At 60.3% G+C, this 16,107-nt stretch carries 16 protein-coding genes; 2 read left to right on the forward strand and 14 right to left on the reverse strand.

Annotated features, from left to right (window positions below):
- Positions 1–71: 71 nt before the first annotated feature.
- Both PSH78_RS18470 and PSH78_RS18475 read right to left on the reverse strand, forming a co-directional pair.
- Positions 72–2,216 carry a 3-hydroxyacyl-CoA dehydrogenase NAD-binding domain-containing protein gene (locus PSH78_RS18470; protein ID WP_305496020.1) on the reverse strand — a complete coding sequence of 715 codons (2,145 nt, stop codon included), beginning with the start codon at positions 2,214–2,216 and terminating at the stop codon, positions 72–74.
- Between the two features lie 26 nt (positions 2,217–2,242).
- A complete protein-coding gene (locus tag PSH78_RS18475; protein WP_305496021.1) occupies positions 2,243–3,448 on the reverse strand; it encodes an acetyl-CoA C-acetyltransferase in 1,206 nt (401 codons plus the stop codon).
- Between the two features lie 587 nt (positions 3,449–4,035).
- On the opposite strand from PSH78_RS18475, the gene PSH78_RS18480 reads away from it, so the two are divergent.
- Positions 4,036–4,854, forward strand: coding sequence for a cytochrome c (locus PSH78_RS18480; RefSeq protein ID WP_305501319.1), 819 nt, complete (start codon positions 4,036–4,038; stop codon positions 4,852–4,854).
- A 124-nt stretch (positions 4,855–4,978) separates the two neighbouring features.
- Here the strand turns inward: PSH78_RS18480 and PSH78_RS18485 are convergent, their stop codons facing one another.
- The 11 genes from PSH78_RS18485 to PSH78_RS18535 all read right to left on the reverse strand — a co-directional run bounded on the left by PSH78_RS18485 (position 4,979) and on the right by PSH78_RS18535 (position 12,907).
- Entirely contained in the window at positions 4,979–5,320 is a 342-nt protein-coding gene (locus PSH78_RS18485; protein ID WP_030137746.1) for a ribonuclease E inhibitor RraB, read from the reverse strand.
- Positions 5,321–5,523: 203 nt separating this feature from the next.
- A complete protein-coding gene (locus PSH78_RS18490) occupies positions 5,524–5,760 on the reverse strand; it encodes a hypothetical protein (protein ID WP_305496022.1) in 237 nt (78 codons plus the stop codon).
- 138 nt (positions 5,761–5,898) lie between these two features.
- Positions 5,899–6,507 (reverse strand): START domain-containing protein, encoded by a 609-nt coding sequence (locus PSH78_RS18495; RefSeq protein ID WP_305496023.1) that lies wholly within the window; start codon positions 6,505–6,507, stop codon positions 5,899–5,901.
- Between the two features lie 39 nt (positions 6,508–6,546).
- The gene (locus tag PSH78_RS18500; RefSeq protein WP_305496024.1) at positions 6,547–6,801 is read right to left on the reverse strand and encodes a YkgJ family cysteine cluster protein; all 255 of its coding nucleotides are present in this window, start codon (positions 6,799–6,801) and stop codon (positions 6,547–6,549) included.
- A 148-nt stretch (positions 6,802–6,949) separates the two neighbouring features.
- On the reverse strand, positions 6,950–7,423 hold the full coding sequence (locus PSH78_RS18505; RefSeq protein WP_305496025.1) for a translation initiation factor 2: 474 nt from the start codon (positions 7,421–7,423) through the stop codon (positions 6,950–6,952).
- An 84-nt stretch (positions 7,424–7,507) separates the two neighbouring features.
- Complete coding sequence (locus PSH78_RS18510; RefSeq protein WP_305496026.1) at positions 7,508–8,950, reverse strand: PLP-dependent aminotransferase family protein; 1,443 nt, start codon at positions 8,948–8,950, stop codon at positions 7,508–7,510.
- A gap of 200 nt (positions 8,951–9,150) precedes the next feature.
- A complete protein-coding gene (locus PSH78_RS18515) occupies positions 9,151–9,960 on the reverse strand; it encodes an OmpA family protein (RefSeq protein ID WP_305496027.1) in 810 nt (269 codons plus the stop codon).
- Entirely contained in the window at positions 9,957–10,316 is a 360-nt protein-coding gene (locus PSH78_RS18520) for a DUF4398 domain-containing protein (RefSeq protein ID WP_305496028.1), read from the reverse strand. The genes PSH78_RS18515 and PSH78_RS18520 overlap by 4 nt, the downstream gene beginning before the upstream one ends.
- 9 nt (positions 10,317–10,325) lie before the next feature.
- Complete coding sequence (locus PSH78_RS18525; RefSeq protein ID WP_305496029.1) at positions 10,326–11,150, reverse strand: ABC transporter substrate-binding protein; 825 nt, start codon at positions 11,148–11,150, stop codon at positions 10,326–10,328.
- 75 nt (positions 11,151–11,225) lie between these two features.
- Positions 11,226–12,155 (reverse strand): electron transfer flavoprotein subunit alpha/FixB family protein, encoded by a 930-nt coding sequence (locus PSH78_RS18530; RefSeq protein WP_305496030.1) that lies wholly within the window; start codon positions 12,153–12,155, stop codon positions 11,226–11,228.
- Positions 12,156–12,157: 2 nt separating this feature from the next.
- A complete protein-coding gene (locus PSH78_RS18535) occupies positions 12,158–12,907 on the reverse strand; it encodes an electron transfer flavoprotein subunit beta/FixA family protein (RefSeq protein WP_007908338.1) in 750 nt (249 codons plus the stop codon).
- A gap of 546 nt (positions 12,908–13,453) precedes the next feature.
- Between PSH78_RS18535 and PSH78_RS18540 the strand changes: the two genes are divergently transcribed.
- A complete protein-coding gene (locus tag PSH78_RS18540) occupies positions 13,454–15,118 on the forward strand; it encodes an electron transfer flavoprotein-ubiquinone oxidoreductase (protein ID WP_305496031.1) in 1,665 nt (554 codons plus the stop codon).
- Positions 15,119–15,292: 174 nt separating this feature from the next.
- On the opposite strand, the gene PSH78_RS18545 is transcribed toward PSH78_RS18540, so the two are convergent.
- Positions 15,293–16,096 (reverse strand): IclR family transcriptional regulator, encoded by an 804-nt coding sequence (locus PSH78_RS18545; protein ID WP_013693986.1) that lies wholly within the window; start codon positions 16,094–16,096, stop codon positions 15,293–15,295.
- Positions 16,097–16,107: the final 11 nt, after the last annotated feature.

Here is a 16,107-nt window from a genome sequence, read left to right on the forward strand (position 1 = left end):
CACGATGATGGGAATATTGCACACCCCAGAGCCTGCCTTGAAACACCGCTCCAAGGCAAGCCCCTTCCCCGTCAGAACGTCGCCCGGCTGGCGGCTTTTTCCAGCAACAGGGCCGGCGGTGAGAAACGTTCGCCATACTGCTCGGCCAGGTACTGGGCACGAGCGATAAATGCCGGCAAACCGTACTGGTTGATGAACTGCAACGTCCCACCTGTCCAGGCCGCGAAGCCGATGCCGAATACCGAGCCGACATTGGCATCCGGCGTCGAAGTGACGACGCCTTCTTCTACGCAGCGAACAGTTTCCAAGGCCTGGATGAACAGCAGGCGATCGCGGATATCCTGCGCGGGGATTTGCCCACCGGCTTTCTCGAAACGGCTCTTGAGCTCCGGCCAGAGATGCTTCTGCCCTTGGGCTGGATAGTCATAAAAACCGGCTCCGGCCGCTTTGCCTGGTCGTTTGTACTCATCAAGCAGCAGGTCGATCACGGCGAATGCAGGATGCTCTGTAGGCGCTTTCCCTTCTGCGTGCAGGTCTTTGGCGGTTTGAGCGCGGATATGGCTCATCAAACCGAGGGAAACTTCGTCAGAAACAGCCAGGGGCCCAACCGGCATCCCGGCTTTGCGCGCTTCGGTTTCGATCATCGGCGCACTCACGCCCTCGCCGAGCATCGCAATGCCTTCGTTGATGAAGGTGCCAAACACCCGCGAAGTGAAAAAACCACGGCTGTCGTTGACCACGATGGGCGTCTTGTCGATCTGCCGGGCAAAATCGAAAGCCCGGGCCAGGGTTTCATCACTGGTCCCGGCCCCCTTGATGATTTCCACCAGCGGCATTTTTTCCACCGGACTGAAGAAGTGCAGCCCGATGAATCTGCTCGCGTCCGGCACCGCCTCGGCCAGGCCGGTGATGGGCAGGGTCGAGGTGTTGGAAGCGATCACCGCCTCAGGCCCCGCTGCCGCCTGGGCTGCCGCCGACACTTGGGCTTTCAGGGAACGGTCTTCGAAGACGGCCTCGATGATCAGGTCGCAACCGGCCAGCTCGGCATCGTTGTCGGTAGGGTGAATCCGCGCCAGTGTGGCGTCGCGTTGTTCCTCGGTGAGTTGGCCACGGGTGACTTTTTTGTCCAGCAACGCCGCCGAGCGTGCCTTGCCCTTTTGTGCGGCGGCCAGGTCGATGTCCTTGAGCACCACGTCGATGCCGGCCACCGCGCTGACGTAGGCGATACCGGCGCCCATCATCCCCGCGCCGAGCACGCCGACTTTTTTTGCCAGATAAGGCGCAACACCCTGTGGGCGGGATCTGCCGGCCTTGATTTCGTTGAGTTGAAACCAGAAGGTGCCGATCAGGTTCTTCGCCACTTGTCCCGTGGCGAGCTCGGTGAAATAGCGCGTCTCGATCAGATGCGCCGCGTCAAACCCCACCTGCGCGCCCTCTACTGCAGCACAGAGAATCTTTTCCGGGGCCGGCAGGCAGCCCTGGGTCTTGTTGCGCAGGATCGAAGGCGCGATAGCCAGCATCTGGGCGACTTTCGGGTCGGACGGGGTCCCGCCTGGAAGCCGATACCCCTTCACATCCCAAGGCTGGAGCGCATCCGGATGGGCGAGAATCCAGGCTCGGGACTTGGCCAGCAGCTCGTCGCGATCCGCCGCCAGCTCGTCGATCAAGCCGGCCTGCAACGCCTGCTGCGGGCCAAGTCGCTTGCCCTCGAGCAGATACGGCAAGGCCTTTTCCAGACCCAGCACCCGCACCATCCGCACCACACCGCCACCGCCCGGCAGCAGGCCGAGGGTGACCTCCGGCAAGCCGATCTGCACCGATGGATGGTCCAGCGCTACGCGATGATGACACGCCAGGCAGATTTCCCAGCCGCCGCCCAAGGCCGCACCATTGATCGCGGCGACGACGGGAACGCCGAGGGTTTCGAGGGCGCGCAGTTGCGCTTTCAGCCCCAGGACCATCTGATAGAACGCCTGGGCCTCGGATGGGTCGACCCTGACCAGCTCGTTCAAGTCGCCACCGGCAAAAAAGGTTTTCTTGGCCGAGGTGATGATCACCCCGGCGATCGAATTTTTTTCGGCCAACAGACGCGCCACGCAGGCGGCCATCGCCTCGCGATAGGTCGCATTCATGGTATTGCTGCTCTGGCCCGGCATGTCCAGGGTCAGGAGAACGATCCGGTCCTGGCCGGTTTCGTAACGAATGGCTTCGGTCATGAAAAGTGTTCCTTGGTGTCGAGGGCTCAGAGGCGTTCGATGATGGTGGCGATGCCCATTCCGCCGCCGACACACAGCGTCGCCAGGCCGTAACGCAGGCGACGCGCCTCCAGCTCATCGAGCAAAGTGCCAAGAATTGCGCACCCGGTGGCACCCAATGGGTGCCCCATGGCGATAGAACCGCCGTTGACATTCACCTTTGCGGGATCGATGGCCATGTCCTTGATGAATTTGAGCACCACCGAGGCGAAGGCTTCGTTGACCTCGAACAGATCGATGTCTTCCACCCGCAACCCGGCTTTCGCCAACGCCTTGCGGGTGGCCGGGGCCGGGCCAGTGAGCATGATGGTCGGCTCGGTGCTGGTGACCGCAGTGGCGACGATTCGCGCCCGGGGCTCCAGGCCCAGCTCGCGGCCCTTTGCCTCGGTGCCGATCAGCATCAGCGCCGCGCCGTCGACGATACCCGAGCTGTTGCCCGGGGTGTGCACATGGTTGATTCGTTCGACATGGCTGTAGACACGCAACGCCGTCGCGTCGAAGCCCATCTGACCCATCGCCTCGAAACTCGGCCGAAGCTTGCCCAGCCCTTCAAGGGTCGAGTCGCCCCGGATGAACTCGTCGTGGTCCAGCAGCACGATGCCATTCTGGTCCCGCACCGCCACCAGGGATTTAGCGAACGATCCGTCGTCCCGGGCCCGTGCGGCCTTGCGCTGGGATTGCAGTGCGAAGGTATCGACATCTTCGCGATTGAAACCTTCCAGGGTAGCGATCAGGTCCGCGCCAATGCCCTGGGGGACAAAATGCCCCTGCAGGTTCGATTGTGGGTCCAGCGCCCACGCGCCTCCATCGCTGCCCATCGGTACCCGCGACATCGACTCCACGCCGCCGGCCACCACCAGGTCCTCGAAACCGGAGCGCACTTTCATCGCCGCCAGGTTCACGGCCTCAAGGCCCGAGGCGCAGAAACGGTTGAGTTGCACGCCCGCCACGCTGACGTCCCAGCCCGCCACCAGGGCCGCCGTCTTGGCAATGTCGGCGCCTTGGTCGCCTACCGGAGTCACGCAGCCGAGCACGATGTCATCGACATGGCGGGTGTCCAGGTCCACGCGCTGGCGCAACGCGTCGAGCAGGCCGGCGACCAGGTTCACCGGCTTGACGGTGTACAGGGCGCCATCGGCCTTGCCCTTGCCGCGGGGCGTGCGTAATGCATCGAAAATCAAAGCTTGGGTCATGACATCCTCGAACCATCATCGACGTAATGCGAACACCTCCAACCTTAAGCCCAGCGGCGCCGGATTCAATGACCCCAGCGCTCAACGGCATTGACAGCCACGCTCAGACGAACGGTAGCGTGCTATCGGGTTAACCGTTTCAGGTGAGCAAGCCGTCTAGCAAAAGGGCCGGCAAGTAGCTGGCAATAGGCCTCATGCCTGTTTAATAGCTATCAGCTTCAAACTCATACGAATTGGATCTAAGCCAACGCGGCTGCGGCCCCTAATGTAAACCCTGTACAAGAGAGTCGTCGGGTTTTGCCGAGGCGCTTGTCAGCCAGTTTCAAACAGGAAGTGCAACGCCAGCCGCCACGGAGCTACGCAGGCTGGCCTCAGGAAATAACAAAAAAGGCGGGTCAGCCATGTTCAAACATTCGAAAGTTCGCCAAGCCGGACTCATCCTCTTTGCCACTACGCTGCTGTTGATTTTGCCGAATATCACCAAGGTCATCGGCTGAATCCGGCGCGTGGTGCCATCGCCAGCAAATGTACGAGGGTCGTTGTTCAAGCGACGGTGGCTGTGCCACCCTTTGCGCTTCCCTCTCGACATGGAAGGCGATTCATTGAAAGCTCTCATTGCGATCGGGGCGCTGCTGCTCAGCACGCCTCTTTTTGCCGCGCAACTCGTACTTGAACTGGGCACGCAGGCACGCACCTGGCAAACCGAGGAACTGCTCAAGCATCCTGAAGCTCGAACGGTCCGGATCAATGAAGATGTTTCCTACAAGAAACCCATGAGCTATCGCGCCGTCCCCCTCACCGCGTTGTTGACCGGCGTCCAGCCGGATGACCATCTGCAGGCCGTGGCGCTGGATGGCTTTGCCGCCGAAATGCCCGCTGCACCGTTGCTCAACCAGAGTGGCGCCCGTGCGTGGCTGGCGATCGAAGACCCAGCAGCCCCCTGGCCGTCGCTGGGTGAGGGCAAGCGCAGTGCCGGGCCTTTCTATCTGGTCTGGACCGATCCCCAGGCGGGCCATATCAGCCCCGAACAGTGGCCCTATGCGCTGGCGAGCATCAAGCGCCTGTCCGCGGTGGCCGAGCGCTTCCCTGCCCTGCTGCCCGCCCCTGGCCTGGCCAAGGACGATCCGATCAATCAGGGTTTTGCGCTGTTCCAAAAAAACTGCCTGGCCTGCCACCGCCTCAACGGTGCAGGTGATGCCCAGTTCGGCCCGGACCTGAACATTCCGTTCAATCCAACCGAGTACTTCTCGGGGGATTTTCTCAAGCGTTACATACGGGATCCGCAGAGCCTGCGGCGCTGGCCTCAAGGAAAGATGCCGGGGTTCTCGGCGGCGGTGCTGCCGGATGCGGAGCTTGATTTGTTGGTGGGATATTTGAAGCATATGGCGGGACGCAAGCAGCGTTGAGTCAATGAAGCTCGATTGCCGTTGACCTTGTGGCGTCAGCGGGATAAACCCCCTCGCCACAAGAGCGCTACATGAAAACGGCCGACACAAAGGTCAGCCGTTGCTGTGCTGCGAAGAGTAAGTATCAGGCCTGCAGGCGACGGATCTCCTGCTTGACGCCCCACCCTTCAATGATGCCACCCAGTGGCTCAACCACCGCCTCGAAGTTCAGTTCGAAGTCACCTATATCGTCGTATGTGGCGTACATCACCCGGCTCAGTTCCAGTGACCAGGCACCATCTTCCCGAGCGCTGATCTGCGCATTCAAAGATTCTCCCCGAAAATGACCTGCCGCCCTGCGCGCCCGTTCCTCGTCGGGAAAAATGGCGTAGAACTCGATGGGATGGAATTGGGAGAAATCGAAACCGCCTTCTTTCATGCGGCGCAACACGCTGGTGCTGATATCTTCTTGATAGGCTGTGCTCATGAAACGTCCTCCTCAGAACCGATGGATAGACTTTCCGTCTTCCCGTGCATGCAACCAGCGGTTACAAGCGATACGGCATCAAATGACCGTCGGGACACAAGCATGTAGCTGACAAGACCGGACCTTGGCGATCCTTTCGCTGATCTCGATTGCAGAGTAGCGTCAAGTCAGTGCGACTGCCAAGCGGGACCAGACAATGAATTTCATGAAACCGGTTTAATGCTGATGATTTCAATGCTGTTCTGGGTTTTCAGGCTCTTGACCGTGGGGTCGTCGGTGCGGCCCTCCAGGTCGTTGAGGTCTAGCTCTTTCGAGAGAGGTACCAGCTTTTCACGAATCAGTTGTGCCGCTTGTTCCATCGTGGGCTCCTGGGCGTAATCAAACTGCTCGGCGATCGTTTCGCCGTGATCGTCAACGAAGATGATTTCCCACTTTTGCATCAGTGTCTCCTTGCTCGATGGAATGGCCTGGCTTACCTCTATCTCGACATTGGCGGCGAAACAATCGTTCCGCTGAGTTCGTTGAGGGCACATACGAAAAAACCGCCTCAAGGGCGGTTTTTCTTGGAGTGACCAGGACTATTTTTCGGCGCGTTCTTTCAACGCTTTCAGGGTATTGAACGGCGCATCCACCACGAACTTGTTAGCCAGCCAGGACGGAACGTCGCCCCCCGGCTCGGTATGGACCTGGTAAATCACCTCGACCTGATCCGCGCCCTTGGGAGTGAATTTCCAGAAACCGTCGACTTTTGCCACTCGCACGAAACCTTTTTCTTCAGGCGCGTAAGTGGGTACGCCCTCGAGTTTGCGGGTCAGGCTGCCATCCGCGCCTTCAATGGTAGTGACTTTCAGGACGGAGTCGCGCGGCTCGACTGGCCATGGCGTGTTGAACCGCGTGTAGGTCCAACTCTGGTCACCTTCGTGCTTGAGCAGCTTCTGGCTCTTGCATTCATGAATCCAGGCACAGGCGCCCGATACGTCCTCCTGCAAGGCTCGCAACTTCGCCATGGTGGTCTTCATGACGGTCACGCCTTGGTAGGCCTTGTACTTGGAACCGCTGACTTCACTGAGTGAAACCTTGATACCTTCCTTTTCCTTGGCAACCTGCCAATCCTCAGCCTGGGCTGTAGCCGTCGCCAACAAAACGGTCAAACCACACAACACAGCCATACGATGCAGCGAACCCATAATTGTTTTCCTTGTTTTCGAAGTTCCGATCTTGACGCATTACGCTGCCGTGACTTGCTCCCACCAACCGATCAGTCGAATGGCTTCTTCGCTGCTGTGGCCACAGACCTCGATGTCAGCCTCAAACGCCGAGCACACCGCAGGGCGATCGGCCCGGCCGAATATCTGGCACAGATTGTCGACCGACAACTGCACGCAACGCTCGCCCGCCGGCTTGCCTTGAGGCATCCCCGGGATGGGTGAGCTGATGGAGGGGGCGATGCAGCAGGCGCCACAGCCCTCGCGGCATTTCATGACGACAACGTCCTCACGGCAGGTAATGGTTGATAACAGGACAGAGAGTAACGGCTAAAACGAACGTTTCAAATTACTGGATGGGTGTTTTTTCGTTCATGGCTCGATGACCGAGCAGTCAGCGACGAGTCGCAGGCGCAATAAATGCCTACTGCTTGAATTCGAACTCCAGCGCTGCGCCCTCCACTTCGTTGCGCTCCTGGTTGCGCAACGGCAGCTGCATTTCGTTGCTCAGCAAACGCCCGTTGAGTTGGAACGGCCCAGGCTTATCGCCGAACATGGGCGGCAACAACGGCTCACGCTTGGGCAGCGGCACAGTTCCCGGGGGTTTCAGCTCCTCGACCATTTCATTGGGCAAGCTCAGATCGAGCTTCGCAGGTGGCAGTCGGGTCTTGGCAATTTCGCGAGCGGATTTGCTTTTGGAGGCGACGGGGGCACGTTTTTTTCTGGTATTCGCGGTTTTCTTCGCGGGGGCTTTTTTCACCGCTACGGGTGCCTTGCCAGGATTCTTCGTGGCGCTGGCCGCGGGTTTCTCCTGTGCCGCAGCCGCCACGACGCCTCCTGAATGGAAGGCAGTCAACAGGCCAAGCAAAACCCAGACGGCAGGGACAATGGCTTTCATTGGACTCGATGGCAGTTACGGCACAAGCCCCATGCTCGCCTGTTAATCGAGCGCTGACAAGCATGTCCATCCAAGCGCTTGAATTTAAAGGAGCCCGCTCGCGGTCTCCTGGCACAGCTGGGTGGCCAACAGCCCCAGCGTCATCAGGGCCCGCTCTGCCTCGCGGTTCCAGGGCGTGCCGCAGTTCAAGCGAATGCAGTGGTTGAACTGCTCGGTGTTACTGAAGATCAGCCCGGGGGCGATGCTGATGCCCTGCTGCAGCGCCCGCACGTGCAGCTCTTGGGTATTGACCCGTCCCGGCAGGCTGACCCAAAGGATGAAGCCCCCGGTAGGACGGCTCATTTGCGTGCCTTCGGGAAAATACTGCTGCACAGCCAGTTGAAAGGCGCTGAGGTTCTTGCGGTACTCCTGGCGAATGTAGCGCAGGTGCCGGTCGTAGCCGCCGTTTTCCAGGTACGCCGCGATGCCCATCTGCGTGACGCTGCACGCCGAATGAGTACTGAACGTTTGCAGCCGCTGGATCTCTTGCTGGAACTTGCCGGCGATCATCCAGCCGATGCGCACACCCGGCGACAAGGTCTTGGAAAAACTCGAGCAGTAGATCACCCGATCCAGGCGGTCGTACGCCTTGAGTGCCTTGGTACGCCCCTGCTCGAACATCAGTTCGCCGTAAATGTCGTCCTCGACAATCTGAATGTCGAAATCCGAGGCCAGGCGCAGCAGCTGCTTTTGCCGCTCCTCAGGCATCGTGCCGCCGAGGGGATTGCTCAGGCGCGTGGTCAGGACCAACGCCTTGATCGACCATTGGTTGGCCGCCAGCTGCAAGGCTTCAAGGCTCATACCGGTGACCGGATCGCTGGGGATTTCGATCACCTTGAGTCCCAACAGGTCCGCCAACTGCAGCAAACCGTAATAGGTCGGCGACTCGGCGGCGATCAGATCCCCTGGACGGGTCAGCACGCGCAGCGACATTTGCAACGCATCGACGCAGCCATGAGTGATCACCACTTCGGAGGGGTCGACCACGACTCCGGCATCACGCATGCGAATCGCCACCTGGCGTCGTAACGGCTCGAAGCCGGGGCTGAACATGTAGCTGAAAGCCCGCGGGCTGTGAAACCGTGTGACCTTGGCCAACTGCTGGTGCAACGCCCGCACTGGCAGATAATCGACGCTCGGCACCGCCGCGCCCAGCGGGAAGACCCCCTCACGACGCGACTCGACCAATACCTGCTGGATGATGCTGCTGCGCGTCACCAGGCCGGGGCGTTCGACCCGGGCGATGTCCGGCGTCGGCGCGGTCAGGGCCGGCGTCTGGTGCACGTAATAACCCGACTGCGGCCGCGCCCGGATCAACCCCTGGTCTTCCAGGTTGGCATACGCCTGCAACACAGTGGCGTGGCTGACGTTGAGCTGCGAACTCATCTTGCGCACCGACGGCACGCGTTCGCCGGGCTGATATACACCGCGCCGGATATCTTCAGCCAGTTGTTGAGCAATACGCTGGTAGAGCAGGAGGTTGGTCATGACGCAGCACTCGATTTCACGGGCATTTTATTCTTGTGGGAAATATTACCGGAACAGTTTAGAAGTGTACTGGGACAGTTGCCAGATTACTTGACAGCACAGTGCAGTGACACCCCAAACTGTACCCTTTTCTTCACGATCTCCAGGCGCAAAAAAACCCGGCGCCTTTGCAGGGGCCGGGTTTTCCAGTGACGCAACCCTCAGCGGGCGGCGCCGAGCTGGCCTTTCTCGTCGGAAAAGACGATTTCCACGCGACGGTTCTGGGCCCGGCCACGCTCGGAAGCGTTGACGTCCACCGGGTATTGATCGCCGTAGCCTTCGACCTGGATGCGCTTTTCATCGATCCCCAGGTCCACCAGCACGTCCGCCACCGCCTGCGCGCGATCACGGGACAACTTGAGGTTCTCCTGCTTGCCGCCAGTGCTGTCGGTGTAGCCCTCGATACGCACCACGCGTTTGGGATTGAGCTGCAGGAACTGCACGATCTTGAGCACCACGCGGTTGGCCGAGTTCTTCAGTTCCGCTTCGCCGGTGTCGAACAGCACGTCACCCAGGGTCATCACCAAGCCGCGATCAGTCTGGGTGGTGGCCATCGCCATGATCTGTTCTTCCAGCCACTTGCCTTGCTGCTGGACGCTCAGCAACTTGGATTCGCGCAAGGCCAATTGCAGGCGCTGGCGTTCCAGCTCAAGCTTCGCCGCGCGCTCTTCATTGAGCAACTGGTTGCTGTGTTCCCGCGCGATCTCGCTGTAGCGCTGGCTCAGGTAAGCGTAATGCTGGACGTCCTCGCCGCTGCCCCAATAGCTGGACAGGCGATCGGCCCGGGCCAGGGATTCGCCGGCGCGGATGACATCCTTGGGCGCGGCGCGCAGGACGTTGGCGTCTTCCTTGACCTTCTGGAAGCTGGCGCTGGCCTGTTCCAGCGCCGCTTCGCTACGCTGGCCGGCGCAGCCATACAAACTGGCGAGGCCCACGAGGACCAGGCTTCCACACACATGGGACGGCTTCATTGGGCATCATCCCTCAACTGTTTGCGCAAGCGCTTGATTCGAGTATCGAGCACGTTCAACTGCTCTTGGCGCTTGAGACTGAGCACCTTCGCTTCGGCCAGGCGCGCGTCCAGCTCGGCCTGCTCGGCGCGCATGCGTGCCTTCTTGTAGGATTCGTCAGCCATGTTGCTCTTGGCGCGGGCGAATTTTTCTTCGGCGAGTTTGAGTTCAGGCACGTCATCGGCGGTGGCGCCCACCGCACGGGCCTGCTCGATGGCCTGTTCAGTCAGGCGCAGCTGTTCATTCGGCGCCGGATCGGCTGCACAACCCGCCAGAGCCAGAACGGCCAGGGCAGCGAAAAGAGGTCGAATAGTCACTAATGTTCCCTACTGTTTTGGGGCACTGACAGGTGGCTGCAACTGTGTTTTCCAACGCTCCAGATTGCGCTGCAACACAGCCTCCGTCAGGCCGGACGCGGCCAATTCTGTCATCTTTTGCGCCAGCTGTCCGCGCAACCATGGGTCGTTGCAAGCGGAGTTATGGGAAACCGCGAGGAACAACCCCGGTTTATCCACCGGTTGCGGTGCGGCCTGCAAATCGTTGGCCATCCCCAATGTCTGCGCCATCGCCATGCCCGAGTAGCGTCCTGCCAAGACATATTCCACTTCACCCAGCAGCAATTTCTGAAAGGCCTGGGTCAGGTTGGGTGTCCGGGTCAGGGTGAGATTCCGCTCGGCAAAGACGCCGAATCCATGGGTCATTCGGGCCTTCTCTGACAAGGCACCGGGATGTCCGTGAAGATCCTCGGGCCGGGTGATGAGCAACGTCGAGTCCTTGCGGGTCCAGACCAGGTAATCATTTTCCAGCAAGGCCGGGTGCACGTAATCGAGGCTTTCCAGCCCGGTCGTGGTCAGCGGAGCATCGACGAGCAGGTCCATGCGCCCGCTGCGCACCTCGTCCAATGCCTGGGCACGCTTGCCGGCGTAGAGCAGTTCGATCTTGATCCCCAGCGCTTGGGCAACCTGCTCCAGCAGGTCGGCGCCGGCGCCGATCAGGTGCTTGGGGTCCTGGGGGTCTTGCCAAAGGTAAGGCGGTGCATCGGGGCTGCCGGTGGCGACCAAGCGCTCACATTTGCCAGCGGCGACAGACAGGCCAGGCATGCAAGCCAATGCCCCCAACAACGACCAACCGGCCAAACGGCGAAGATCCATGGCGCTACGCTCCCCGGAAGCAGAAATAAAAAAACCCGGCCAAAGGCCGGGCTCTTTATAAGTGAAGACGCCGGATTAGACCAGCTTCTCCAGCTCGGGGATGGCTTCAAACAGGTCAGCCACCAGGCCATAATCGGCCACCTGGAAGATCGGCGCTTCTTCGTCCTTGTTGATCGCAACGATCACCTTGGAGTCTTTCATGCCGGCCAGGTGCTGGATCGCGCCGGAGATACCGACGGCGATGTACAGCTGTGGCGCAACGATCTTGCCGGTCTGGCCGACCTGCATGTCGTTGGGCACAAAACCTGCGTCGACCGCGGCGCGGGAAGCGCCGACGGCAGCGCCCAGCTTGTCGGCCAGGGCGTACAGGTGCTTGAAGTTGTCACCGTTCTGCATGCCGCGACCGCCGGAAACGACGATCTTGGCAGCGGTCAGCTCAGGACGATCGGATTTCGCCAGTTCTTCGTTGACGAAGCTGGAGATGCCGGCGTCATGAGCAGCGCCTACGGCTTCAACGGCAGCCGAGCCACCTTCGGCGGCAACCGGGTCGAAACCGGTGGCGCGCACGGTGATGACCTTGATCGCAGCGGTGGATTGTACGGTGGCAATGGCGTTGCCGGCGTAGATCGGGCGCTTGAAAGTATCGGCGCTTTCCACCGAGATGATTTCGGAGATCTGGTCGACGTCCAGTGCGGCAGCCACGCGCGGCAGGATGTTCTTGCCGTTGGAGGTAGCGGCAGCCAGGATGTGGCTGTAGCCCTTGCCCAGCTCGGCCACCAGCGGAGCAACGTTTTCCGGCAGCTGATTTGCGTAGGCGGCGTTGTCGGCCGACAGTACTTTTGCCACGCCGGCAATTTTAGCAGCAGCTTCGGCAACGGCACTTGCGCCCTGCCCGGCCACCAATACGTGCACATCGCCACCGATTTTGACGGCGGCAGCAACGGTGTTCAGCGTGGCCGGAGCCAGTGCCTTGTTATCGTGTTCGGCGATTACCAAGATAGTCATAGTCAGATTACCTTCGCTTCGTTTTTCAGTTTCTCTACCAGTTCAGCCACCGACTTGACCTTGATGCCCGCGCTGCGTGCAGCCGGCGCTTCGACCTTCAGGGTCTTGTTGGTGGAGGCGGTGGAAACGCCCAAAGCATCCGGAGTCAGCACTTCAAGCGGCTTCTTCTTGGCTTTCATGATGTTTGGCAGGGACGCATAACGCGGCTCGTTCAAACGCAGGTCGGTGGTGACAATGGCCGGCAGTTTCAGGGAAACCGTCTGCGCGCCGCCGTCGATCTCGCGGGTCACGGCAACGCTGTCGCCGGACACTTCGACTTTCGAAGCGAAGGTGCCCTGGCCGTAGCCGCTCAACGCAGCAAGCATCTGGCCGGTCTGGTTGTTGTCGCTGTCGATGGCCTGCTTGCCGAGGATCACCAGCTGTGGCTGTTCCTTGTCGACAACGGCTTTCAACAGTTTGGCAACGGCCAGGGAAGTCAGGTCTTCGGCGGACTCGACGAGGATGGCGCGATCGGCACCCAGCGCCAGCGCAGTGCGCAGTTGCTCCTGGGCGGTGGTCGGGCCGATGGAGACGACGACGATCTCGGTCGCCACGCCTTTTTCCTTCAGGCGTACGGCTTCTTCTACGGCGATTTCGCAGAATGGGTTCATCGACATCTTGACGTTGGCGAGGTCGACGCCGGAGTTGTCCGCCTTGACGCGAACCTTGACGTTATAGTCGACCACTCGTTTGACAGCTACAAGAACCTTCATGGATTCCTCGTTACTCTCCGGTGAAAAGAAAGTCGCCTGGGCGAACCTGGCGGTTGATGATCATGGGCGCAAGGGCACCTCTAAAAACGCCGGCATGAACCACACATGACCTTGCTCACGGGAGTGAAGACCATTCGTCAGTGATGACCGATGAGTCATTCATTATCGCGGCGTGTAAACTGCGCGTCCGAACCGCGCACCTCGTCACTTTGTGCTGCCTTCGCCCTGTCTTTAGAGGTGCTCTTGAAACCAACAGTCAGCCTACGGCGAGCGCAAAACCGCCCGTATCTTGACCGGAACGCCTATTCCGGTCAATACGGCAAAATGGTCGGTCATAAGCCGTACGTCAGTGATTTATCTGGGCTGCGGCAATTTCAAACGAACGTTTGTATTGGACCCCAAGAGTGGTGTAGATATAATGCGCCGCTCAGAGAGAGAAGCGCGGGTCATCCATTGTCGCTTTCGTCGCTCGACGAAGGAAATAACGGATGCAACGCCAAACCTCCAATTAGAAAAAACTGTTGAGCCTTGAGTAGGAGATAGCCTGTGGAACGCGAATACATGGAATTCGACGTGGTCATCGTCGGTGCCGGCCCCGCTGGCCTGTCTGCCGCTTGCCGACTGAAACAGAAGGCCGCCGAAGCCGGTAAGGAAATCAGCGTCTGCGTGGTCGAAAAAGGCTCCGAAGTCGGTGCGCACATTCTCTCCGGCGCGGTGTTCGAACCGCGTGCCCTGAACGAACTGTTCCCGGACTGGAAAGAACTCGGCGCGCCGTTGAACACGCCGGTCGTGCGCGATGACATTTATGTCCTGCGAAACGCCGAGGCGGCGAACAAAATCCCCGACTTCTTTGTGCCCAAGACCATGCACAACGAAGGCAACTATATTATTTCCCTGGGCAACCTGTGCCGCTGGCTGGCCCAGCAGGCCGAGAACCTGGGCGTGGAAATCTACCCCGGCTTCGCCGCCCAGGAAGCGCTGTTCGATGAAAACGGCGTGGTTCGCGGCATTATCACCGGCGACCTGGGTGTCGACCGTGAAGGCAACCCGAAGGAAGGCCTCTACACCCCTGGCATGGAACTGCGTGGCAAGTACACGCTGTTCGCCGAAGGCTGCCGTGGTCACATCGGCAAGCAACTGATCAAGCGCTTCAACCTGGACAGCGAGGCCGATACCCAGCACTACGGCATCGGTCTGAAAGAAATCTGGGAAATCGACCCGGCCAAGCATCAGCCTGGCCTGGTGGTGCACACCGCCGGTTGGCCGCTGGACATCATGGGCACCGAAAACACCGGCGGCTCGTTCCTCTATCACCTGGAAAACAATCAGGTGGTGGTCGGTCTGATCGTCGATCTTTCCTACAGCAACACCTTTCTGTCGCCTTTCGACGAGTTCCAGCGCCTCAAGCATCACCCGGTGCTCAAGCAGTACCTGGAAGGTGGCAAGCGCGTCAGTTACGGCGCTCGCGCCATCGCCAAGGGCGGCCTGAATTCGTTGCCGAAAATGGTCTTCAAGGGCGGCGCGCTGATCGGTTGCGACCTCGGTACGTTGAACTTCGCCAAGATCAAGGGCAGCCACACCGCAATGAAGTCCGGCATGCTCGCCGCCGAAGCAGTGGCCGATCGCCTGTTCGCCGAGTCCGAAGGCGGTGACGAACTGACCGCCTATGTCGATGGCTTCAAGAGCAGCTGGCTGTACGAAGAACTGTTCGCCAGTCGCAACTTCGGCGCAGCGATCCACAAATACGGCGCGATCGTCGGCGGCGGCTTCAACTGGCTCGACCAGAACATCTTCGGCGGCAGGATTCCGTTCACCCTGCGCGATACCAAGCCAGACTATGCCTGCCTGAAACTGGCGGCCGACTGCAAGAAGATCGACTACCCGAAACCGGACGGCAAGATCAGCTTCGACAAGCTCAGCTCGGTGTTCATCTCCGGTACCAACCATGAAGAAGAACAGCCTTGCCACCTGAAGCTGACCGACCCGGGCATCCCGATCGGCAAGAACCTGCCACTGTACGACGAACCGGCCCAGCGCTACTGCCCGGCCGGCGTGTACGAAGTGATCACCAAGGAAGACGGTGAGAAGCGCTTCCAGATCAACGCCCAGAACTGCGTTCACTGCAAGACCTGCGACATCAAGGACCCTGCACAGAACATCACCTGGGTCACGCCGGAAGGCGCCGGTGGACCGACCTACCCGAACATGTAAGCCGATCCGCTGAACATCAAGGCTCCCGAATGGGGGCCTTTTTGTTGCCGCCAGCACAATGTGGGAGCGAGCTTGCTCGCGATAGCGTTTTATCATCCAGCACAAATATGGACTGGCATGCCGTCATCGCGAGCAAGCTCGCTCCCACATGACTGGAAGCTTTTCAGGTGCCCGTCAGACCTTGGCGCCCAGCTCCGCCGACAGCCGCGCGGTGACGCCTTTGACCAGGGGAATCAGCTCGGCCATCTTTTCCAGCGGCATGTACGGCACGGTGCTGGCGATGCTGATGCCGGCGACGATGCGCTTGCCGGCGTCGCGGATCGGTGCCGCCACGCAACGAATCGACGGTTCGTTGTCTTCGAGGTCGAAGGCATAGCCGCCTGCTACGTATTCCACCATTCGTTGCTGGAACTGCTCCCAGGACTGTTCCTGATGCTGGGGCCAGAACTGATTCTTCCCACCCGCCGGAAGGCTGATCTCGTACAGCCTTTTCCATTGCTCCTGGGAGTCATCGAGCATCAGCGCCTTGCCGATCCCGGTGCGCGCGAGTGGCATGCGGTGGCCCACCCGTGAGCGCATTTCCGGTCCGTTGCGGCCCGGATTCTTCAACAGGTACAGGACCTCGTCGCCCTCGCGAATCGCCAGGTGAACGGTGTCTCCCGTGAGCGCCGACAGCTCGTCCAGGTACGGCCCAGCCAGGCTCACCAACGGCAGTTCTTCCCGCGCCTGGAAACCCAGCTCGATCAGCTTCGGCCCCAGCAGATAGCCCACTTGCGGCACCACGCGCAGATAACGCTCGTCCACCAGGCAACTGGCGAGGCGATGGGTGGTGCTGCGGGTGGTGCCGATCAGCCGAGCGATTTCCTTCAAGTCACGGGCGCCGCTGGCAACCGCCTGGACCACGCCCAGGCCACGCAGCAGTGTCTGGGTGCCTGTAGGCGCGGCGTCCTTGGTGATTTTTGGATCGTCTTGCTGCATATCCGGCCTTT

Source organism: Pseudomonas sp. FP198 (genome assembly GCF_030687895.1).
Taxonomy (GTDB): domain Bacteria; phylum Pseudomonadota; class Gammaproteobacteria; order Pseudomonadales; family Pseudomonadaceae; genus Aquipseudomonas.

Bases quoted from the DNA above. Each gene is read 5' to 3' on its own strand.
- PSH78_RS18470 (WP_305496020.1), bottom strand. From the start codon at position 2,216: ATGACCGAAGCCATTCGTTACGAAACCGGCCAGGACCGGATCGTTCTC.
- PSH78_RS18475 (WP_305496021.1), bottom strand. From the start codon at position 3,448: ATGACCCAAGCTTTGATTTTCGATGCATTACGCACGCCCCGCGGCAAG.
- PSH78_RS18480 (WP_305501319.1), top strand. From the start codon at position 4,036: ATGGAAGGCGATTCATTGAAAGCTCTCATTGCGATCGGGGCGCTGCTG.
- PSH78_RS18485 (WP_030137746.1), bottom strand. From the start codon at position 5,320: ATGAGCACAGCCTATCAAGAAGATATCAGCACCAGCGTGTTGCGCCGC.
- PSH78_RS18490 (WP_305496022.1), bottom strand. From the start codon at position 5,760: ATGCAAAAGTGGGAAATCATCTTCGTTGACGATCACGGCGAAACGATC.
- PSH78_RS18495 (WP_305496023.1), bottom strand. From the start codon at position 6,507: ATGGGTTCGCTGCATCGTATGGCTGTGTTGTGTGGTTTGACCGTTTTG.
- PSH78_RS18500 (WP_305496024.1), bottom strand. From the start codon at position 6,801: ATGAAATGCCGCGAGGGCTGTGGCGCCTGCTGCATCGCCCCCTCCATC.
- PSH78_RS18505 (WP_305496025.1), bottom strand. From the start codon at position 7,423: ATGAAAGCCATTGTCCCTGCCGTCTGGGTTTTGCTTGGCCTGTTGACT.
- PSH78_RS18510 (WP_305496026.1), bottom strand. From the start codon at position 8,950: ATGACCAACCTCCTGCTCTACCAGCGTATTGCTCAACAACTGGCTGAA.
- PSH78_RS18515 (WP_305496027.1), bottom strand. From the start codon at position 9,960: ATGAAGCCGTCCCATGTGTGTGGAAGCCTGGTCCTCGTGGGCCTCGCC.
- PSH78_RS18525 (WP_305496029.1), bottom strand. From the start codon at position 11,150: ATGGATCTTCGCCGTTTGGCCGGTTGGTCGTTGTTGGGGGCATTGGCT.
- PSH78_RS18530 (WP_305496030.1), bottom strand. From the start codon at position 12,155: ATGACTATCTTGGTAATCGCCGAACACGATAACAAGGCACTGGCTCCG.
- PSH78_RS18535 (WP_007908338.1), bottom strand. From the start codon at position 12,907: ATGAAGGTTCTTGTAGCTGTCAAACGAGTGGTCGACTATAACGTCAAG.
- PSH78_RS18545 (WP_013693986.1), bottom strand. From the start codon at position 16,096: ATGCAGCAAGACGATCCAAAAATCACCAAGGACGCCGCGCCTACAGGC.